The following is a 19,940-nucleotide window of genomic DNA, read 5'->3' as shown; positions in this document are numbered from 1 at the left end:
TCTCCCGGCGCCTGCCATGCTGTGACGTGGCTCACCGTCCATCCGCGGTACGAGAGGGAGTGGTCGTCATGGCAGGCGTTCCGTCCATCTGCCCGACCCTGCTGTACACCGATGCCAAGGCCGCCATCCACCTGCTCACGGAAGCCTTCGGCTTCACCCAGGTCGCGGCGTACGAGGGCGAGGACGGCGCGGTGGTGCACGCCGAGCTGTCCTACGGGAACGGCATGGTGATGCTCGGCAGCAAGGGCACCGGCAGCGCCTTCGACAAGGCGATGGCGACGGCCGGCCCGACCGGGGTCTACGTGCGCGTCGACGACGTGGACGCCCACCACCGCCGGGCCGTCGAGCACGGTGTGGAGATCCTGATGGAGCCGACCGACCAGGACTACGGCTCGCGGGACTACATGGCCCGCGACGCCGAGGGCAACGTGTGGAGCTTCGGGACGTACGCGCCGCAGGTCTGAGACCCGCGGCGCGCACGCGCTCCCGTCGCGGGCGGCGCTACACGCCGCCGGTGTGCACCTGGAACGCGGCCCGGCGCACCGCCTTGGCCAGGGCCGGGTCCGGATGGGCGGCGGCCAGCGCGACGAGCACCTGCACCGTGCGGGGGTGCCCGACCGCGCGGACCTCGTCGAGCAGCCGCGGGACCGTGGTCCGCACCGCCGAGTCCAGGTGGCGGGCCAGCAGCTCGGCCTCGCCGTGGTCGGCGATGGCGGCCGCGGTGTCCACCCAGAGCCAGGTCTGCTCCTCGGCGGTGAGCACGTCCTGCGCCTCGTCGGGGTCGACCCCGTCGTGCTCGGCGAGCCAGAGCAGGGCGTAGGGGCGCAGCGCGGCCTCCCTGGAGGCCTTGCGCACCTCCGGTTCGGCGGGGGCTCCGACCACGCGCAGGGCTTCGAAGGCGAGCCCGCGCAGCAGGGCGTCCTCGCCGCGGGCGGCGTGCAGCAGCTCGGAGACCGCGTGGCCGACGGGCCGGGCGGCGAGCCAGGCCTGGTACTCGGCGCGGGCCGGGCCGGGGGTGAGCCGCGCGCAGCCGTGGAGCATGGCGGCGGCGGACTGTTCGATGTTCCCGGCGGGGCTCTGCGCCGCGACGCAGATCTGCTCCAGCTTGACCCAGACGGCCCAGCTCCCGAGCGGGGTGAGGGTGGCCCGGGCGGGGCCGAGGGTGACGGCGTCCACGGCGGCGAGCCCGCCGAGCGCCCAGCGCAGCAGCCGGGCGAGCGGGACGGGCGGCGCGGCCGGCGCGGGACCGGCCTGCGGGGTCCCGGCGGCCTGCGCCGTGGACTCGTAGGGGACCTCGCACCGCTCGTCGCGCAGTTCGGCCACGCGCTGCCCGAGCAGGTCCAGCAGATCGGGGACGGTGACGGGACCGGCGGAGAGCTGGAGCAGGGAGAGCAGCTGGGGCATGGCCTCGACCACCTCGGCAACGGCCGCGGGGGCGATGTCGGCGGGGGCCGGGTGGACCAGCGACCAGGCGTCGAAGAGGGCGACCCAGCCGCGCAGGACGGCGGTGTCGTCCCGGTTCCATGCGCGCAGGCGCCAGCCCGGGCGGGCGTGTCCCCCGTGCATCTCGATCAGGCCTGCGAGCCGGGCCCGGTCCCAGCCGACCCGGATCTGGCCCGACGTCAGGCTCAGCTGGGCGGCGGCGCGTTCGGCTTCGGCGGCGGGCAGGGCGCCCGCCGGGGCGGGCCCGGCGCCGTCCGCCACGCCGAGGTGGAGCTCGGCCCAGCGGGCGAGCCGTACCGCGTCGGCGAGGGAGGCGCGGGCCCTGTTCGCCAGGTCGGCCGTGGCGGGCGTGCCCGCCGGAGGCCGCGGGGCGGTCCGGGTGCGCCGGTCGGTCACCGCCTTGCGGGCCGTGGCCACGGACCGCGGGGCGACGAGTCGGAGTCTGGAGTCGCGAGCCAACTGCTCATCAGGCTTTCGGGACGTCACGTGAGCAGTCTCGCCCGTCACTGGCCGAAAGCCCAAACGGAACCAGCCATTGCCACAAGGCCCCGAGGGGACAGAACGGGACAACCCTCCCTCCCTGACCCGTCCGCCCCGCCGTCTTCGGACAACTCGTCCGACGGTCCGTCAACCGGCCCTTCACATGAGAGGGGTCAGGAAGCGTCGCAGCGCCTCTTCGTACGCGGCCGGGTCGGCGTTCCACATCGCTCCGTGGGCGGCCCCGGAAACGGAGTGCAGCGTGACGAGGTCGGGGCGGGCCGCGGCGAGCCGGCGGGAGGGCTCCCAGGGGGCGAGCGCGTCGTCGGGGCCGTGGAAGATCAGGATGGGCACCTTCAGCGCGGCCGGATCCGACCCCGGGGGCCGCCGGTCGGCGCGCAGGCCCGCGCGGCCCTCGGCGGCCTTCACCGCGAACGGGAGCAGGGGGGCCGGGGTGCGGCGCGCTGCGGCGAGGGCCCGCAGGGTGGCGTGCCAGTCCAGTACGGGCGAGTCGAGGACCAGTCCGGAGATCCGGTCGGCCAGCGCCGAGCGTTCGGCGGCGTGCAGGGCCATCGTGGCGCCGGTCGACCAGCCGTGCAGGACCACGCGGCGGGCCCCGTAGCGCAGGGCGTAGCGGATGGCGGCGTCGAGATCGCGCCATTCGGACTCGCCGAGGTGGCCGAGGCCGTCCGGTGACTCGGGGGCGCCGAGGTCGCCCCGGTAGCCCAGGTCCAGGACGGGGAGCTTGTTGCGGTGGAGGAAGGGCATGACCACCATCGGGTGCTCGCGGGTGGCGCCGAGCCCGTGGACGGTGATCACCCAGGTGTCGCGGGCCGCGGGCACGAACCAGGCGGGCAGCGCGCCGAGCTCCCCGGGGACGTCCACGTCGGCGTGCTCCAGCCCGAGGGCGGTGCCCGGGTTGCCGAGGTGGACCTGGGGCGTGAGGGTGACGCGGGTTCCGGGGTCGAGGCTGCCGTGGGTGACGGCGACGAGCCGGCGCACCACGGTGTCGGGGCCGTGCGGGGCGTCCGGGAGGACGGGGCCGACCACGGCGTGCACCCCGGGCGCCGTGAGCCCGTAGGTGCCGGGGCGCAGGGAGGCGAGCGAGCGGGTCAGCTCGACCCGGCCGGCCGCGGTGGAGTGGACGCTGAGCCGGGGGCTGCCGGGGAGCGGGCGGCCGGGCTCGGCCCGCAGGGCCGCGTCGGCGGCGTACCGGCCGGCGAGCGCGGCGGCGGCGACGGCCGCCGCGGCGGCCGCGCCGGCGCCGAGCAGGGTCGTGGTGACGGCCGCTGCCGTCGCTGTAGCGGTACGCACCGCTCCAGTGTCGAGGCGGACGGGCCGGCGGGCCACCGGAGGGAATCGTTCCGACCGGCACCCCGGCAGGGTGACAGGGAGGGTGATCTAGGTCTCTTCGGGGGTCCCGTGTGAACGGAAGGCCCTACCGGAAGTCCCTCCCCGAAACGTCCGGACACCCCGCCGTGACGTGCATCAATCGACATATCAACACCCTTCCCGGGACGAAGGTCCCGATGGGGTGCCGTATCGATACACCACATGACCCCTGTCAGTTCACCTTCCGTTCATCCAGGTTGCCTACGGTCCACGAACCACTGACGTCAAACAGAAGCCTGGGTAAATGGAGCACATAACGCTTCTCCTCGGGATCGTGATCATCACCGCTCTCGTGTTCGATTTCACGAACGGTTTTCACGACACGGCCAACGCGATGGCCACCACCATCTCGACCGGCGCCCTCAAGCCCAAGACCGCGGTGGCGATGTCCGCCGTGCTCAACCTCGTCGGCGCTTTCATGTCCGTGGAGGTCGCCAAGACGATCTCCAAGGGCCTGGTCAACGAGGAAGGCATCCAGCCGGAGGTCATCTTCGCCGCCTTGGTCGGCGCGATCCTCTGGAACCTCGTCACCTGGCTGGTCGGACTGCCCTCCAGCTCCTCGCACGCCCTGATGGGCGGCCTGATCGGTGCGGCCGTGGCCTCCGCCGGCATGGGCGCCGTCAACGGCAGCGTCGTCGTCACCAAGGTGCTGATCCCCGCGATCGCCGCCCCGCTGGTCGCCGGCTTCGCCGCGTACCTGGCCACGAAGGTCACGTACAAGGTCGGCAAGGGCATGGGCGAGAAGACCTCGGCCAAGGGCTACCGCGCCGGTCAGATCGCTTCGGCCGGTCTCGTCTCCCTCGCGCACGGCACCAACGACGCGCAGAAGACGATGGGCATCATCACCCTGGCGCTCGTTGCCGGTGGCGCCCTCGCTCCCGGCTCCAACCCGCCGGTCTGGGTCATCGTCTCCGCCGGCATGGCCATCGCGATGGGCACCTACCTGGGTGGCTGGCGCATCATCCGCACCATGGGCAGTGGCCTGACCGACCTGCAGCCGCAGCAGGGCTTCGCCGCCCAGACCTCGGCCGCCAGCGTCATCCTGGCCTCCTCCTCCCTCGGCTTCTCCCTCTCCACCACCCACGCGTGCTCCGGCGCCGTCATGGGTTCGGGTCTGGGACGCAAGGGCGGCGTGGTCCGCTGGTCCACCGCCTCCCGCATGTTCATCGCCTGGGGCCTGACCCTCCCGGCCGCGGCCCTGGTCGCCGCCGGTGCCGAGCTGGTCATGCGCACCGGGGACATCGGCGTCGCCGGCGTCACGGTCTTCCTGATCGGCTCCTGCGTCGCCATCTGGCTGATCTCCCGCCGCCAGGTCGTCGACCACACCAACGTCAACGAGGTCGAGCCGGCCGGCGCCGAGGCACCGGGTGTCGTCACCACGGCCATCGCGGCCGTCAGCGTCCCGCCGGCCGCGGCCTTCGCCGGCAGCACCGCCGCGGTGACGGACGAGGAGCTCAAGGCCACCATCCCGGCCTCCGCGACGACGACCCCCGCGGCTCCGGCCGCAGCGGTCTGACCCGAGAACGACAGAGGATTCAGCGGTATGAAGATCGACTGGGAAGCACTCGGCTCCGTCTTCGGGGTCAGCCTCTCCGCCACCGTCGTCCTGGTGACCCTGTTCACCCTGGGTCTGATGGGGCTCTCCAAGCACGAGGCCGCCACCGAACAGGGCGGCGCCGCCACCCTGGCCCGCAGCGGTGCGTACGCCTGCTTCGCGCTCTGCGCGGCGGCCGTGGCCTACGGGATCTACCTGATCGTCGCCTGAGGCGCGGGACGGCACCTCCGAAGGCTCCCTCCGGGTTCGTACCGGAGGGAGCTTTCGCATGCCCCGGACCCGCCCCGGACTCGCCCCGGCCCCCTGGCGCGGGCCTGACCCCGCCCCCTCTCCCGCCACCCCGCCGCAGGTCAACGGCGAGTTGACGGGCCTTCGCGCTGCGTGGTGGACTGCGCGAGCCATTACGGCGGCATGGAGAGGAAGTCCGGTGCGAATCCGGCGCGGTCCCGCCACTGTCACCGGCGCACGCGGACCTCTGGCCGTGTGCGGCCGGGAGCCAGGAACTCTCGCCGCCGGACACGTCGAACCAGGGCGCGGACCCTGAGTGAGGACATACCTGCCACCATGCGTGCCGATCGCGTCTTCGCGTACGGCGTCACGGCGGGCCTGATCGGCGACCGGATCCTCGGGGATCCGCGCCGAGGGCACCCCGTGGCCGCCTTCGGACGAGCCGCCGCCGCCGTCGAACGCGCCCTGTGGCGCGACGACCGCGCCCGCGGCGTCCTGCACACCCTGCTGTGCGCCGGAGGCGCGGCCGCCGTCGGCGCACTGGGCGCCCGCGCCGTGCGCTCCCGGCCCGCGGCCGCCCGCATCGCCCTCACCGCCGCCGCCACCTGGGCCGTCGTGGGCGGCACCTCGCTGGGCCGGGAGGCCCGCGCCATCGGCGGAGCACTCGCCGCCGGGGACGCCGAGGTGGCCCGCGAGCGGCTGCCCCACCTCTGCGGGCGCGACCCGCAGGCACTGGACGAGCAGCAGATGGCCCGCGCGGTCGTCGAATCGGTCGCCGAGAACACCTCCGACGCCGTGGTCGGCGCCCTCGTGTGGGGCGCCGTCGCGGGCGTCCCCGGGCTGCTGGCCTTCCGCGCCGTGAACACCCTGGACGCGATGGTCGGCCACAAGTCCCCCCGCCACCTGCGCTACGGCTGGGCCTCGGCCCGGCTCGACGACGTGGCCGGCTGGCCGGGCGCCCGGCTGACGGCCCTGGCCGCCGTACTGGCCGGGCCCGACCGGCGGGGCGCCGTACGGGCCTGGCGCGCGGACGCCGCCAAGCACCCGAGCCCCAACGCGGGGCCCGTGGAGTCCTCCTTCGCCGGGGCGCTCGGCGTACGGCTGGGCGGCACCCTGGCGTACGCGGGCCGGGTCGAACACCGGGCCGTGCTCAACGGAGCGGCCGGGCGGCCCGTGGATGTCGCCGACATCGAACGCGCGGTGCGGCTGTCGCGCCAGGTGACGTGGGTGGCGCTGGGGGCCTGTGTGGCCGCCCGGACGCTGGTTTCCCGCACTCTGGCCGCCCGCACTCCGGTCGTCCGAACTACGAAGAAGGGGCGGCGCGCATGAGCGGCGGCGCGAAGCGCGGTGGGGGTCTCCTCGTCGCCGGTACGACCTCGGACGCGGGCAAGAGCGTGGTCACGGCGGGCATCTGCCGGTGGCTGGCCCGGCAGGGCGTGAAGGTGGCCCCGTTCAAGGCGCAGAACATGTCGCTGAACTCCTTCGTGACGAGGGAGGGCGCCGAGATCGGCCGCGCACAGGCCATGCAGGCCCAGGCGGCCCGCGTGGAACCGACCGCGCTGATGAACCCGGTGCTGCTCAAGCCCGGCAGTGACCGCAGCAGCCAGGTGGTGCTGCTGGGCAAGCCGGTGGGTGAGATGAGCGCACGCGGCTACCACGGGGGGCGGCAGGAACAGCTCCTCGGCATCGTCACGGACTGCCTGGAGCAGTTGCGGGGCACGTATGACGCCGTGATCTGCGAGGGGGCGGGCAGCCCGGCCGAGATCAACCTGCGCCGGACCGACATCGTGAACATGGGCATCGCGCGGGCCGCGCGGTTCCCGGTGGTCGTCGTCGGCGACATCGACCGGGGCGGGGTCTTCGCGTCCTTCTTCGGTACGACGGCCCTGCTCTCCCCCGAGGACCAGTCGCTGATCGCGGGCTACCTGGTCAACAAGTTCCGCGGCGACGTCACCCTGCTGGAACCGGGCATGGAGATGCTGCGCGGCCTGACCGGGCGGGCCACGTACGGCGTGCTTCCCTTCCAGCACGGGCTGGGCATCGACGAGGAGGACGGGCTGCGGGTCTCCCTGCGGGGCGCGGTACGGGAATCCGTGGTCGCCCCGCCCGTGGGCGAGGACGTGCTGCGGGTCGCGGTCTGCGCGGTGCCGCTGATGTCCAACTTCACGGACGTCGACGCGCTGGCGGCGGAGCCGGGTGTGGTGGTGCGGTTCGTGGACCGGGCCGAGGAGCTGGCCTACGCGGACCTGGTCGTCGTCCCCGGCACCCGTGGCACGGTCAAGGCCCTGGCCTGGCTGCGCGAACGGGGCCTGGCGGACGCACTGGTCCGGCGGGCCGCCGAGGGCCGGCCGGTCCTGGGCATCTGCGGCGGGTTCCAGGTCCTGGGCGAACACATCGAGGACGAGGTCGAGTCGAAGGCCGGCTCCGTGCCGGGGCTCGGGCTGCTTCCCGTACGGGTCCGCTTCGAGCGGGAGAAGACCCTGGCCCGGCCCGTCGGTTCGGCGCTGGGCGAGCCCGTCGAGGGCTACGAGATCCACCACGGGGTGGCCGAAGTCCTCGGCGGAACCCCCTTCCTGGACGGTTGCCGGGTCGGGGAAGTGTGGGGCACGCACTGGCACGGCTCACTGGAGTCGGACGGCTTCCGCCGGGCCTTCCTCCGCGAGGTCGCCTCCGCGGCCGGCCGCCGCTTCGTCCCGTCCCCGGACACCTCCTTCGCCTCCCTGCGGGAGGAGCAGCTGGACCTGCTCGGCGACCTGATCGAGGAACACGCGGACACCGCGGCGCTGCTGAGCCTGATCGAGGGCGGCGCCCCCTCGGGCCTCCCCTTCCTCCCGCCGGGCGCGCCATGACGTCCCCGTCCCTGCGGGGGCTGTCCCCTACCCGCCCTTCCACCGTTCCCCGGGGCTCCGCCCCGGACCCCTCGGGGGCCAGCCCCCGGACCCCCGCTCCTCAAACGCCGGAGGGGCTGGATTTTCCGACCCCCCGCGGTCACGTGCGGGCCGACGCCGGCCAATTCCAGCCCGTCCGGCGTTTGAGGACCGGGTCCGGGCGGAGCCCGGGGAACGGTGGAAGGGCGGGTAGGGGAGCTCCGCCCCGCGCAGCGGCGCACCCGCAGCCCGGCCCCGCCGTCCATGCCCGCCCGCGCACGCGTATCCGTACACACGCCCGAGAAGGGGCCACCGCATGAGCACGCCCTACCCGTTCACCGCACTGGTCGGCCAGAGCGACCTGCGCCTCGCACTGCTGCTCAACGCCGTGAGCCCAGCGGTCGGCGGTGTCCTCGTGCGCGGCGAGAAGGGAACCGCCAAGTCCACCGCCGTCCGCGCCCTGTCGACCCTGCTGCCGCAGGTCGACGTGGTCACCGGCTGCCGGTTCAGCTGCGCGCCCACCGCCCCGGACCCCGCCTGCCCCGACGGCCCCCACGAGCCGGGACCGGCCGCCGCGCGGCCCGCCCGGATGGTGGAGCTGCCCGTCGGCGCCTCCGAGGACCGCCTCGTCGGCGCCCTCGACATCGAACGCGCCCTCTCCGAAGGCGTGAAGGCCTTCGAGCCCGGCCTGCTGGCCGACGCGCACCGCGGGATCCTGTACGTCGACGAGGTCAACCTGCTCCACGACCACCTCATCGACCTGCTCCTCGACGCCGCCGCGATGGGCGCCTCCTACGTCGAGCGCGAGGGCGTCTCCGTACGGCACGCCGCCCGCTTCCTCCTCGTCGGCACGATGAACCCCGAGGAGGGCGAGCTCCGCCCGCAGTTGCTCGACCGGTTCGGGCTGACCGTCGAGGTCGCCGCCTCCCGGGAGCCCCTCCAGCGGGTCGAGGTGGTGCGTCGCCGGCTCGCCTACGAGGACGACCCCGCGGGCTTCGCGGGCCGCTGGTCCGGGGACGAGGACGAGGTCCGCTCCCGGGTGGTGGCCGCGCGGGCCCTGCTCCCGAAGGTGCGGCTCGGCGACACCTCGCTGCTGCAGATCGCCGCGACCTGCGCCGGTTTCGAGGTCGACGGCATGCGCGCAGACATCGTGATGGCCCGTACCGCGACCGCTCTCGCGGCCTGGGCCGGGCGGACCGAGGTGCGCAAGGAGGACGTGCGGCAGGCCGCCCTGCTGGCGCTCCCCCACCGGCGCCGCCGCAACCCCTTCGACGCGCCCGGTCTCGACGAGGAGAAGCTGGACCGGATCCTGGACGGGTTCCCCGACGAGGAGCCGGACCCGGAGCCGGAGCCGGAGGGTCCGGGCGAGGGACCGGAGGACGGCGGCCCCGACGGCGGCGGCCCCGACGGCGGGGGCGGCGTACCCCCGCAGGGCTCCGGACCGGAGGCCCCCGAGGCCGAGCCGGAGGCCCCGGACGCGCCCGAGCAGCGGCCCGAGGCGCAGCCCTCCGCCCAGGAGAAGACCGAGGCGGCCGGTCCGGCCGAGCAGGCACCCGTACGGGCCGCCGAGCCGTTCCGCACCAAGATGCTCAGCGTGCCGGGCCTCGGCGAGGGCGCGTCCGGCAGGCGTTCGCGCGCCCGCACCGCGCACGGCCGCACCACCGGAGCCCAGCGCCCCCGCGGCCAGTTGACCAAACTGCACCTGTCGGCCACCGTCCACGCCGCCGCCCCGCACCAGAAGGCCCGCGGGCGCTCCGGGCGCGGGCTGGTCGTCCGCAAGGACGATCTGCGGCAGGCGACCCGCGAGGGCCGCGAGGGCAACCTCGTCCTGTTCCTCGTCGACGCCTCCGGCTCCATGGCCGCCCGGCAGCGCATGAGCGCGGTCAAGGGGGCGGTGCTGTCCCTGCTGCTCGACGCCTACCAGCGCCGGGACAAGGTCGGCCTGATCACCTTCCGGGGCGCCTCGGCCGAACTGGCCCTGCCGCCCACCTCCTCCGTCGACGCCGCCGCGGCCCGGCTGGAGAACCTGCCGACCGGCGGCCGCACCCCGCTCGGCGCCGGGCTGCTCAAGGCCCACGAAGTCCTGCGGATCGAGCGGCTGCGGGACCCGAGCCGGCGCCCGCTGCTCGTGGTCGTCACCGACGGGCGGGCCACCTCGGCCGGCTCCGTGGGCGGCGATCCCCGCGCCCTCTCGGCGCGCAGTGCCCGGCTGCTCGCGGCCGGCGGGGTCGCCTCCGTGGTCGTGGACTGCGAGTCGGGGCCGGTCCGGCTCGGGCTGGCCGGAGTGCTGGCCGCCGATCTGGGCGGCCTGGCCGTCACCCTCGACGGGCTGCGGGCCGATTCGCTCGCCGGGCTCGTCAAGAACGTACGTACCCCATCCCCGACCCTCAGGAGGGCCGCGTAATGCCGCAGGGACAGCCGTCCGTCGTTCCGGACGACGGACTCACGACGCGTCAGCGCCGCAACCGCCCGCTCGTCTTCGTCCACACCGGACCGGGCAAGGGCAAGTCGACGGCCGCCTTCGGTCTGGCGCTGCGCGCCTGGAACCAGGGCTGGTCCATCGGGGTGTTCCAGTTCGTCAAGTCGGCGAAGTGGAAGGTCGGCGAGGAGAACGCGCTGAAGGTGCTCGGCGCCTCCGGCGAGGGCGGCTCCGTCGTCTGGCACAAGATGGGCGAGGGCTGGTCCTGGGTCCAGCGCGACGCGCAGCTCGACAACGAGCAGGCGGCCAAGGAGGGCTGGGAGCAGGTCAAGCGCGATCTGGCCGCCGAGACGCACAAGCTGTACGTGCTGGACGAGTTCGCGTACCCGATGCACTGGGGCTGGATCGACGTCGACGAGGTCGTCGAGGTGCTGCGCAACCGCCCCGGCACCCAGCACGTGGTGATCACCGGGCGCAACGCACCGGAGAAGCTGGTGGAGTTCGCGGACCTCGTCACCGAGATGACCAAGGTCAAGCACCCGATGGACGCCGGCCAGAAGGGCCAGAAGGGCATCGAGTGGTGACCTCGTTCAACGTACCGAGACTGGTCATCGCCGCGCCCTCCTCCGGCAGCGGCAAGACCACCGTCGCGACGGGCCTGATGGCGGCCTTCTCGGAGCGCGGCCTCGCCGTGTCCCCGCACAAGGCCGGGCCCGACTACATCGACCCGGGCTATCACGCGCTGGCCACGGGCCGGCCGGGACGCAACCTGGACGCCTTCATGTGCGGGCCGGGTCTGGTGGCCCCGCTGTTCGCGCACGGGGCCGCCGGATGCGATCTGGCCGTCATCGAAGGCGTGATGGGCCTCTACGACGGTGCCGCGGGGCGGGGCGAACTGGCGTCGACGGCGCAGGTCGCGAAGCTGCTCCGGGCGCCGGTGGTGCTGGTCGTCGACGCGTCCTCGCAGTCGCGGTCGGTGGCGGCGCTGGTGCACGGCTTCGCCTCCTTCGACCCGCAGGTCCGCCTCGGCGGCGTGATCCTCAACAAGGTCGGCTCCGACCGGCACGAGGTGATGCTGCGGGAGGCGCTGGAGGAAGCGGGGATGCCGGTGCTCGGTGTCCTGCGGCGGGCTCCGCAGGTGGCCGCGCCCTCGCGGCACCTGGGACTGGTGCCGGTGGCCGAGCGGCGGCGGGATGCCCTCGACTCCGTGACGGCCCTGGCCGAACAGGTCCGCCAGGGCTGCGACCTGGAAGCCTTGATGGCCCTGGCCAGGACGGCCCCGCCCTTGGCTTGCGAGGCCTGGGCTCCGGACGAGGCTTTGCTCCCCCACCCCGCCCCTTCCCGAAGCCGGGCTCTGCCCGGACCGGGTCCTCGAACGCCGGACGGGCTGGAAATCCCTCCGCGGGGCAACCTCCAGCCCGGCGGGCGGCATCAGGCAAATCCAGCCTCGCCGGCGTTTGAGGCGCGGGGTCCGGGGCGGAGCCCCGGCGGCGGCGCCGCACCCGTCATCGCCGTTGCCGGAGGGGCCGCCTTCACGTTCTCGTACGCCGAACACGCGGAGCTGCTCACCGCTGCCGGAGCGGAGGTCGTCACCTTCGACCCCCTCCGGGACGAAAAGCTCCCCGCCCACACCACCGGCCTGGTGATAGGCGGCGGGTTCCCCGAGGTGTACGCCCCGGAGCTGTCCGCGAACGAGCCGCTCCGCAAGGCGGTCGCGGCCTTCGCCGCGGCCGGCGGCCCGGTGGCGGCGGAGTGCGCGGGGCTGCTGTACCTGGCCCGGTCGCTGGACGGCAAGCCCATGTGCGGGGTGCTCGACGCCGATGCGCGGATGTCGGAGCGGCTCACGCTCGGCTACCGCGAGGCGGTGGCCGTCTCCGACAGCGTCCTCGCGGCGGCCGGGACGCGGCTGCGCGGGCACGAGTTCCACCGGACGGTGATCGAGCCGGGCGCCGGCAGCTCACCGGCATGGGGCTTCACGCATCCGGAACGCCGGGTCGAGGGCTTCGTGGCGGACGGGGTGCACGCCAGCTACCTGCACACGCACTGGGCGGCGGAGCCCTCCGTGGCCCTGCGCTTCGCCGAGGCCGCGGCAGCGCATCGGTGAACCGGAGACGCCCGGGGCCTGTCCGGTCACTCCGCCAGGCCCACGACCAGCCAGATCCCCGCCACCCCGCCCACGGTGCACATCAGGGTGGACAGGGCGGGGTGCTTGTGGTGGGCCTCGGGCAGGATCTCGGCGGCGGCCAGGTACAGCAGGACCCCGCCGAAGAAGCCGAGGTAGGCCCCGAGCGGTTCCTCCGGAAGGGTGAACAGCAAGGTGGACGCGGCGCCCACGACGGGGGCCGCCGCGTCCGCGAAGAGCATGAGCAGGGCCTTGCGGCGGGCGTTCCCGTACAGCCGGGTGAGGGTGTACGTGTTGAACCCGTCGGCGAAGTCATGGGTGATGACGGCCAGCGCCACGGCCACGCCCATCCCCCCGCCCACCTGGAACGCGGCGCCGAGTGCCACCCCGTCGGCGAGGCTGTGGCCGACCATGGCGGCCGCCGCCGTCAGGCCGACCTGGGGGACCCGTTTCCCGGGGTCCGGCTGCCCGTCGCCGTTCGTGGCCCCGTGGGAAGCCTGGCGGACGGCCAGGAGCCGTTCCACGCAGTGCGCGGCGAGGAACCCGCCGACGAAGAGCAGCAGGGCGAGCGGGACTCCGAACAGTTCGTCGCCGGCCGCGTGCATGGCCTCCGGGAGCAGGTCGAGGCCCACGACGCCGAGCATCAGCCCGCCGGCCAGGCCCAGCACGAGGTGGCGGCGGTCGGTGACGCGCTGCGCCGTCCATCCGCCTGCCAGGGTCATCAGGAACGCGCCCAACGCCACGATCACGGCCATGTGCCCCTGCATACCGACTCCGCGCCGCCCGCGCACTTCCGCGCCCGGGTGGCGGAGCACGGGTGGTTGACGGGCGGGCCGCACCCGAAGTCCCCGCGCGCGGGGGATTCGCGCACGCGTACGGCACCATGCACGAACAGGCACATGAAAACGAGCGCGAACACGAGCGCGAACGAGTGCGCGATCCGCACGACGAGCACGACGAGCACGACGACGGAGAACGGGTGAACCTGTTGGGCGAGTACGCGACGCAACTGGTCGTCGGGGTCGGTGGCCGCGCGGGCGTGTCCGTGGCGGAGGTGTGCGCGCTGGTGGAGGAGACCTTGCGCGGCGCCGGGCTGGCGTCGGAGTCGGTGACGGCCCTGGCCACCGTGGAGGGCAAGGTCCTGGAGGCGGGGATCGCGGGTGCGGCGGAACGTTTCGGCGTGCCCCTGCTGAGCTACCCCGCCGAGCGGCTGGCGGCGATCCCGGTACCGCACCCCTCGGACGCCGCCCGCGAGGCCGCCGGCACCGCGTCGGTGGCGGAGGCCGCCGCGCTCGCCGGGGGCGGGGAACTCCTCGTGCCCAAGCGGCGGTCGGTGGCGGCCACCTGCGCCGTCGCCACGGCCCACACGCACGACCTGCGCCACCACGGGGACGCGGAGGTCTCGGACGGGGGTGCGGGGCTGGTCGACCTCGCGGTGAACGTGCGGTCCCACACCCCGCCGCAGTGGCTGAAGGACCGGATCGCGGCTTCGCTCGACGTCCTGTCCGCGTACCCCGACGGCCGCGCCGCCCGCGCGGCCGTGGCCCTTCGCCACGGGCTGCCGGTCGAGCGGGTGCTGCTGACCGCGGGCGCCGCGGAGGCGTTCGTACTGATCGCGCGGGCGCTGGGCGCCGTACGGCCCGTGGTGGTGCATCCGCAGTTCACCGAGCCGGAGGCGGCCCTGCGCGACGCGGGGCACCGGGTGGAGCGGGTGGTGCTGCGGGCCGCGGACGGCTTCCGGCTGGACCCGGCGGCGGTACCCGAGGAGGCCGACCTCGTGGTGGTCGGGAACCCGACCAACCCGACCTCGGTGCTGCACCCCGCGGCAACCCTCGCCGCGCTGGCCCGGCCCGGGCGGATCCTGGTGGTCGACGAGGCCTTCATAGACGCGGTCCCCGGCGAACGCGAGGCGCTGGCCGGACGGACGGACGTACCGGGCCTGGTGGTGCTGCGGAGCCTGACCAAGACCTGGGGCCTGGCCGGGCTGCGCATCGGTTACGTACTGGCCGAGCCCGGGGTGATCGCGAAGCTGGCGGCGGCGCAGCCGCTGTGGCCGGTGTCCACGCCGGCCCTGGTGGCGGCCGAGGCGTGCGTCTCCCCCGCGGCGCTGGCCGAGGCGGAGGCCGCGGCCCGGCAGATCGCGGTGGACCGGGAGCACCTGCTCGCGGGGCTCGCGGAGTTCGAGGAGATCTCGGTGGCGGGGACGGCGGCGGGACCGTTCGTGCTGATCCGGGTGGAGGGCGCGGCGGAGATCCGCACCCGCCTGCGCGCGCTGGGCTTCGCCGTGCGCCGCGGCGACACCTTCCCGGGGCTGGACCGCTCCTGGCTGCGGCTGGCGGTCCGCGACCGCGCGACGACGGGCCGTCTCCTCCAGGCCCTCGACCTGGCACTCGCCGGCACCCTGAGCTCGCACTGAGCTCGCGCCGACCACCCACCCGGCCGCGCACCCGGCCATGCGCCGGACACGTCACCCCGACGGCGCGTTTCGGCGGGTCGCGCATGGCGGCGCCCCCAGCGGTGCGCGACCATTTCCGCAGGCGCAACCATGCGACACCGGGGGGTACGGGGATGAAGACAGCCGGCAAGATAGGTGCGGCCGTGGCCGGGCTGGCCGTGGTGGGGGGCGCCGCCTACGGCGTGACGCACCTGACCGGCCGGGACGGCGGCGCGTCGGCCGGACAGCGGCTGGGGGCGAAGCCGGGGGCGGCGAGTCCGAGCCGCGAGGCCGCGGCCGGAGCGACGGCGCCGGCATCGGCCGTGCCCGGAGGGAAGCCGTTCACCCTCGTCGGCACCGGCGACATCATCCCGTACCCGTCGATCATCCAGAGGGCCGCCGACGACGCCGCGGAGAAGGGCGGCTACGACTTCCGGAAGATACTCGCCGGGGTCAAGCCCATCGTCTCCGCCGCCGACCTGGCGATATGCCACCACGAGATACCGTACGGCCGGCCCGGCGGCCCCTACACCGGATACCCCCTCTTCAAGGCACCGCACCAACTGGCCGACGCCCTCAAGGACACCGGCTACGACAGCTGCTCGACCGCCTCGAACCACACCCTGGACGACGGGTACGACGGCCTCGTCCGCGTCCTCGACCACCTCGACCGCGTCGGCATCCGCCACGTCGGCTCGGCCCGCGGCGCCGAGGAGGCCAAGGCTCCGGCCCTGCTCGAGGCCGGCGGGGCCAAGGTCGCGCAACTGGACTACACGTATGGGACGAACGGCATCCCGCTCCCCGACGGCAAGCCCTGGGCCGTGAACCTGATCGACCCGGCCCGGATCGTCGCCGACGCCCGCGCCGCGCGCGCGGCCGGCGCGAACGTCGTCGTCCTCAGCGTCCACTGGGGCTCCGAGTGGCAGACGGCCCCGGACAAGCAGCAACTGGACCTGGCCCGGGCGCTGACCGCCTCGCGCGGGGCGGACGGCCTCCCCGACATCGACCTGATCCTCGGCACCCACAACCACGTGCCGCAGCCGTACGAGAAGGTCAACGGCACCTGGGTGGTGTACGGCATGGGCGACCAGGTGGCCAGCTTCTACGAGGCCGAGAAGGCCCGCGGCAACATGTCCTCGATCCCCCGCTTCACCTTCGCCCCGGCGGCCGCGCATCCGGGCCGCTGGGAGGTGGTGAAGGCCGAGTACCTCACTCAGTTCTCGGACATGCGGCCGCCGTTCCGGGTCGTCTGCACCTCCTGCGAGGGGGCCGCCTCTCCTGCCGACAGCACGTACGCCGCCGCCGACCGCGAGGTGACGAAGGCCGTGATGTCACGCGGCGCCGGGGAGCAGGGGCTGACGCGCGCGACGGAGTAGGCCGCGGCGGCGGGCGGTGCGGGCCCGGTCCGGCCCGAGGGACCCGCAGTGGCCGCCCCGGCCTACGAGGCCCTGCCGCGCCGGGTCACGACCAGCGCGGCGGCGCCGAAGCCGAGCAGGAGCAGCGCACCGCCCGTCACGAACGGGGTGAGCGAGCCGCCTCCCGTCTCGGCGAGGCCGGCCTGGCTGCCGCCCGCTGTTCCCGTCTGGGGCTTGACGTCGGGCAGCTTCGAAGCGCTGGCGCTGGGGGCGGGGGCGGCCGGGGACTGGCAGCGGGCCTCGGCGAGCACGATCTCGCCCTCGACCTGGGCGACGTTCAGATCGAGCGGGTTCACCGACACCTTGAGCCGCAGCGCGGCCGCGGCGGCCGTGGTGGAGGTGGTCTCGGCGGCGGAGAGCTCCAGGCTCACCAGACCGACCTTGGGGACCTCGACCTTGGTGGGGCCGCCCGCCGAGAGGGTGACCTTCTTGCCCAGGACGGTCACGGTGCCCAGGACGTTGGAGGTGGCGACCGGCTTCTCGCCCGCCTCGCAGACGGCCTTGGAGCTGACCTTCTCGACCTGGATCAGGGACAGGAGGGGCAGGCCCGGTACGTGGACCCGGGCCTTGGCGAGGTTGGCCTCCGCCACGGCGCGGCCGGAGTCGGCGGTGGCCTTGGAGGTGGCGACGTCGGCGCGCAGGATGCTCACCGGCCTCCCGCCCTCGACCCCGTCGAGGGTGACGGTCAGCGCCGTCTTCTCGGCGTCCGCCGGGGCGCTGACCTCGTTGAGGGTCGCCTTCAGCGGGACGTGCACGGTCTTGTTGAGCAGGCCCACGTCCAGCGTCGTGCGCAGGACGACGGCGCTCGCCTTGCCTTGGGCCGGGTGGGAGCCGGTGGCGAGGGCGGGCGGGGCGGTGAGCAGGGCAACCGCTCCCGTGGCGACGAGCGCGGCCGCGGGCATGCGGAAGGTGTTGCTGTTCAAGGTGGTGGAACCCCCAGGGAGATGGGAGCCGCCGCGCCGCCAATGGGGGACATTGCGCGCGCCGACGGCCTCGACCCCGGAATCTTTACGCACTGAGAGTGAACGGGGGTGAACCCGGCGTGAGTTCACCCCAAAGGGTGGTTTCCAGGCATAGGTTCGAATAAACACGCCCCATCCGGAACGGGAGTTCCCTCCCGCCCCGGGGATCCCGGCCGCCGGGATCCGCACCGGGCGTACACAACGACCGTGCGGCCACCGACGTCACGCCGCGTCAACTCCCGGACGCCTACAGCCCTCAGGCCACCACCCTGCCGTTCACCACCACCCGCAGCGGCTGCGCCAGCGCCCGTACGTCGGCCCGCGGATCGGCCTCGTAGACCACGAGGTCGGCCGGCGCGCCCTCGGTCAGGCCGGGCCTGCCGAGCCACTCGCGCGCACCCCAGGCCGTCGCCGAGAGGGCCTCCAGCGGCGGGATCCCGGCCTTGACGAGCTCGCCGACCTCGGCCGCGACCAGGCCGTGCGGCAGGGAACCCCCCGCGTCCGTGCCGACGTAGACCCCGATGCCCGCGTCGTAGGCGGAGCGGACGGTGTCGTAGCGGCGCTCGTGCAGCCTGCGCATGTGCGCCGACCACCGCGGGAACTTGGCCTCGCCGCCCGCGGCCATCTTCGGGAAGGTCGCGATGTTCACGAGGGTCGGGACGATGGCCACCCCGCGCTCCGCGAACAGCGGGATGGTGTCCTCGGTCAGCCCCGTGGCGTGCTCGATGCAGTCGATGCCCGCCTCGACGAGATCGCGCAGGGAGTCCTCGGCGAAGCAGTGCGCGGTGACCCGCGCCCCGAGCCGGTGGGCCTCGGCGATGGCGGCCTCGACCTCGGCGCGCGGCCAGCAGGCAGCCAGGTCCCCGGCCTCGCGGTCGATCCAGTCGCCGACCAGCTTGACCCAGCCGTCGCCGCGCCGGGCCTCGCGGCCGACGTACTCGACGAGATCGGCGGGCTCGATCTCGTGGGCGAAGTTGCGGATGTAGCGGCGGGTGCGGGCGATGTGCCGGCCCGCTCTGATGATCTTCGGCAGGTCCTCGCGGCCGTCGATCCAGCGGGTGTCGGACGGGGATCCGGCATCGCGGATGAGCAGGGTGCCGGCGTCCCGGTCCGTCAGGGCCTGCCGTTCGGCGGTGTCCGCGTCCACCGGCCCGTGGGCGTCGAGCCCCACGTGGCAGTGCGCGTCGACCAGTCCGGGCAGCACCCACCCGGTGACCTCGGTGACCTCCCGGGCGCCGCGCGGACGCTCGTAGGAGATCCGGCCGCCCACCACCCAGAGCTCGTCGCGGACCTCCTCGGGTCCGACCAGCACCCGCCCCTTGACGTGCAGCGGCCCCGAACTCGCGCTGTCACCCTTGACCTCGTCGCTCATGGCGGCACTCTATGCGCGGGCTCGGTAGGCTCTCCAGGTCGGTCCGGACTTTTCCGGACGAACGCCCCGGGACCGCATGGGCGGTCCGCCCGGGAGCACGATCCCAGACCGAGAGAACGAAGAGAGCGGCGCCGTGAACCACCCCCTCCTGGACCTTCCGCCCCTGACCGCCGCGCGCTTCGCGTCGATCGAGCGGGGGGTCGCGGAGCTGCTCGGGACCCGGGCCGACGTGGTGATCACCCAGGGCGAGGCCCTGCTGCCGCTGGAGGGGTGCATCCGGTCGGGCGCCCGGCCCGGTTCGACCGCGCTGAACGTGGTGACCGGCCCTTACGGGACCACCTTCGGCAACTGGCTGCGCGACTGCGGGGCGAGCGTCGTGGACCTGGAGGTCCCCTTCGACACGGCCGTGTCCGCCTCCCAGGTGGACCGGGCCCTGTCGGAGCACCCGGAGATCGACTTCGTCTCCCTGATCCACGCGGAGGCGGCCACCGGGAACACCAACCCGGTGGCGGAGATCGGCGAGGCCGTACGGGCCCACGGGGCGCTGTTCATGCTGGACGCGGTGGCCTCGGTGGGCGCGGAGCCGCTGCTGCCGGACGCGTGGGGCGTGGACCTGTGCGTGATCGGCGCGCAGAAGGCGATGGGCGGACCGGCGGGCGTCTCCGCGGTTTCGGTCTCCGACCGTGCCTGGGCCCGCTTCGCGGACAACCCCTCGGCGCCGCGCCGCTCCTACCTCTCCCTGCTGGACTGGAAGGAGCGCTGGATCGACGGCGGGCGCAAGGCCCTGCCGCACGCGCCGGCGCAGCTGGAGATGCTGGCGCTGGAGGCCTGCCTGGACCGCATCGCGGCCGAGGGCCTGCCGGCGGTGACGGCCCGTCACGCGGCCGCGGCCGCGGCGACCCGCGCGGGCGCGGTGGCGCTGGGCATCGCCCCGTACGTCGGCCGCGAGGCGGCGGCAGCCCCGGTGGCGACCACCCTGCGGGTCCCGGAGGCCTCCCTGGTGGTGGCGAAGGCCCTGGCGGCGGATCCGTCGGCCCCCCTCGCGGCGGGCGGCGGCGCGCTGGCCGGGGAAATGGTCCGGGTCAACCACTACGGCACGGCGGCCTCCCCGGACGCCGTCGGCGCCGGCCTGACGGCCCTGGCCGCGGCACTGTCGCTGGACCCGACTGGGGCCCTCGCCGCGGCGGGCTCGGCCTGGTCGGCGGCCCTGCCCTCGGCCTGAGCCGGACGGCCGGCCCGCCGCCGCGCCGCCCA

16 protein-coding genes and 1 riboswitch are annotated in these 19,940 nt (G+C 74.5%); of the genes, 11 read left to right on the top strand and 5 right to left on the bottom strand.

Features of this window, described 5'->3' with window-relative positions; all coding sequences use genetic code 11:
* The first annotated feature begins 68 nt into the window (after positions 1-68).
* Positions 69-464, top strand: a complete 396-nt coding sequence (locus ACFYM0_RS26870; protein ID WP_388505766.1) for a VOC family protein — start codon at positions 69-71, stop codon at positions 462-464.
* Between the two features lie 37 nt (positions 465-501).
* Here ACFYM0_RS26870 and ACFYM0_RS26865 read toward each other — a convergent pair whose 3' ends face one another.
* On the bottom strand, positions 502-1,929 hold the full coding sequence (locus ACFYM0_RS26865) for a hypothetical protein (protein WP_388505764.1): 1,428 nt from the start codon (positions 1,927-1,929) through the stop codon (positions 502-504).
* Positions 1,930-2,082: 153 nt separating this feature from the next.
* Positions 2,083-3,234, bottom strand: coding sequence for an alpha/beta hydrolase family protein (locus ACFYM0_RS26860; protein ID WP_388505762.1), 1,152 nt, complete (start codon positions 3,232-3,234; stop codon positions 2,083-2,085).
* Between the two features lie 322 nt (positions 3,235-3,556).
* Between ACFYM0_RS26860 and ACFYM0_RS26855 the strand changes: the two genes are divergently transcribed.
* The 7 genes from ACFYM0_RS26855 (at position 3,557) to ACFYM0_RS26825 (ending at position 12,485) form a co-directional block, all read left to right on the top strand.
* Positions 3,557-4,828, top strand: a complete 1,272-nt coding sequence (locus ACFYM0_RS26855) for an anion permease (protein WP_388505760.1) — start codon at positions 3,557-3,559, stop codon at positions 4,826-4,828.
* Positions 4,829-4,855: 27 nt separating this feature from the next.
* A complete protein-coding gene (locus tag ACFYM0_RS26850) occupies positions 4,856-5,077 on the top strand; it encodes a hypothetical protein (protein WP_243338472.1) in 222 nt (73 codons plus the stop codon).
* Positions 5,078-5,243: 166 nt separating this feature from the next.
* A riboswitch (cobalamin riboswitch) is annotated at positions 5,244-5,394 on the top strand.
* Between the two features lie 37 nt (positions 5,395-5,431).
* Positions 5,432-6,424: a cobalamin biosynthesis protein gene (locus tag ACFYM0_RS26845; RefSeq protein ID WP_388505757.1), complete on the top strand. Its 993-nt coding sequence runs from the start codon at positions 5,432-5,434 to the stop codon at positions 6,422-6,424.
* The gene (locus tag ACFYM0_RS26840) at positions 6,421-7,944 is read left to right on the top strand and encodes a cobyric acid synthase (protein WP_388505756.1); all 1,524 of its coding nucleotides are present in this window, start codon (positions 6,421-6,423) and stop codon (positions 7,942-7,944) included. The genes ACFYM0_RS26845 and ACFYM0_RS26840 overlap by 4 nt, the downstream gene beginning before the upstream one ends.
* Before the next feature lie 334 nt (positions 7,945-8,278).
* Complete coding sequence (locus tag ACFYM0_RS26835) at positions 8,279-10,366, top strand: putative cobaltochelatase (protein ID WP_388505754.1); 2,088 nt, start codon at positions 8,279-8,281, stop codon at positions 10,364-10,366.
* Positions 10,366-10,965, top strand: coding sequence for a cob(I)yrinic acid a,c-diamide adenosyltransferase (gene cobO, locus ACFYM0_RS26830; protein WP_388505752.1), 600 nt, complete (start codon positions 10,366-10,368; stop codon positions 10,963-10,965). The genes ACFYM0_RS26835 and cobO overlap by 1 nt, the downstream gene beginning before the upstream one ends.
* A complete protein-coding gene (locus ACFYM0_RS26825) occupies positions 10,959-12,485 on the top strand; it encodes a cobyrinate a,c-diamide synthase (protein ID WP_388505750.1) in 1,527 nt (508 codons plus the stop codon). Before cobO ends, ACFYM0_RS26825 begins: the two co-directional genes overlap by 7 nt.
* A 26-nt stretch (positions 12,486-12,511) precedes the next feature.
* Here ACFYM0_RS26825 and ACFYM0_RS26820 read toward each other — a convergent pair whose 3' ends face one another.
* Positions 12,512-13,258, bottom strand: a complete 747-nt coding sequence (locus ACFYM0_RS26820) for a ZIP family metal transporter (protein ID WP_388505749.1) — start codon at positions 13,256-13,258, stop codon at positions 12,512-12,514.
* A 62-nt stretch (positions 13,259-13,320) separates the two neighbouring features.
* Between ACFYM0_RS26820 and cobC the strand changes: the two genes are divergently transcribed.
* Both cobC and ACFYM0_RS26810 read left to right on the top strand, forming a co-directional pair.
* Positions 13,321-14,919: an Rv2231c family pyridoxal phosphate-dependent protein CobC gene (gene cobC / locus ACFYM0_RS26815; RefSeq protein WP_388505748.1), complete on the top strand. Its 1,599-nt coding sequence runs from the start codon at positions 13,321-13,323 to the stop codon at positions 14,917-14,919.
* A 152-nt stretch (positions 14,920-15,071) separates the two neighbouring features.
* Positions 15,072-16,313 (top strand): CapA family protein, encoded by a 1,242-nt coding sequence (locus ACFYM0_RS26810; RefSeq protein ID WP_388505746.1) that lies wholly within the window; start codon positions 15,072-15,074, stop codon positions 16,311-16,313.
* Between the two features lie 62 nt (positions 16,314-16,375).
* On the opposite strand, the gene ACFYM0_RS26805 is transcribed toward ACFYM0_RS26810, so the two are convergent.
* Both ACFYM0_RS26805 and ACFYM0_RS26800 read right to left on the bottom strand, forming a co-directional pair.
* Entirely contained in the window at positions 16,376-17,275 is a 900-nt protein-coding gene (locus ACFYM0_RS26805) for an SCO1860 family LAETG-anchored protein (protein ID WP_388505744.1), read from the bottom strand.
* A gap of 295 nt (positions 17,276-17,570) precedes the next feature.
* Complete coding sequence (locus ACFYM0_RS26800) at positions 17,571-18,686, bottom strand: amidohydrolase family protein (protein WP_388505743.1); 1,116 nt, start codon at positions 18,684-18,686, stop codon at positions 17,571-17,573.
* 133 nt (positions 18,687-18,819) lie between these two features.
* Here ACFYM0_RS26800 and ACFYM0_RS26795 point away from each other — a divergent pair, with 133 nt between their 5' ends.
* A complete protein-coding gene (locus ACFYM0_RS26795; protein ID WP_388505741.1) occupies positions 18,820-19,908 on the top strand; it encodes a pyridoxal-phosphate-dependent aminotransferase family protein in 1,089 nt (362 codons plus the stop codon).
* Positions 19,909-19,940: the final 32 nt, after the last annotated feature.

Source organism: Streptomyces sp. NPDC006487 (assembly GCF_042870555.1).
Lineage (GTDB): Bacteria > Actinomycetota > Actinomycetes > Streptomycetales > Streptomycetaceae > Streptomyces.
The sequence above is the reverse complement of the archived record's forward strand: the minus strand, read 5'-3'. Positions and strand labels throughout refer to the sequence as shown.

Bases quoted from the DNA above. Each gene is read 5' to 3' on its own strand.
- ACFYM0_RS26835 (WP_388505754.1), top strand. From the start codon at position 8,279: ATGAGCACGCCCTACCCGTTCACCGCACTGGTCGGCCAGAGCGACCTG.
- ACFYM0_RS26800 (WP_388505743.1), bottom strand. From the start codon at position 18,686: ATGAGCGACGAGGTCAAGGGTGACAGCGCGAGTTCGGGGCCGCTGCAC.
- ACFYM0_RS26820 (WP_388505749.1), bottom strand. From the start codon at position 13,258: ATGGCCGTGATCGTGGCGTTGGGCGCGTTCCTGATGACCCTGGCAGGC.
- ACFYM0_RS26870 (WP_388505766.1), top strand. From the start codon at position 69: ATGGCAGGCGTTCCGTCCATCTGCCCGACCCTGCTGTACACCGATGCC.
- ACFYM0_RS26850 (WP_243338472.1), top strand. From the start codon at position 4,856: ATGAAGATCGACTGGGAAGCACTCGGCTCCGTCTTCGGGGTCAGCCTC.
- ACFYM0_RS26845 (WP_388505757.1), top strand. From the start codon at position 5,432: ATGCGTGCCGATCGCGTCTTCGCGTACGGCGTCACGGCGGGCCTGATC.
- ACFYM0_RS26840 (WP_388505756.1), top strand. From the start codon at position 6,421: ATGAGCGGCGGCGCGAAGCGCGGTGGGGGTCTCCTCGTCGCCGGTACG.
- cobO (WP_388505752.1), top strand. From the start codon at position 10,366: ATGCCGCAGGGACAGCCGTCCGTCGTTCCGGACGACGGACTCACGACG.
- ACFYM0_RS26855 (WP_388505760.1), top strand. From the start codon at position 3,557: ATGGAGCACATAACGCTTCTCCTCGGGATCGTGATCATCACCGCTCTC.
- ACFYM0_RS26810 (WP_388505746.1), top strand. From the start codon at position 15,072: ATGAAGACAGCCGGCAAGATAGGTGCGGCCGTGGCCGGGCTGGCCGTG.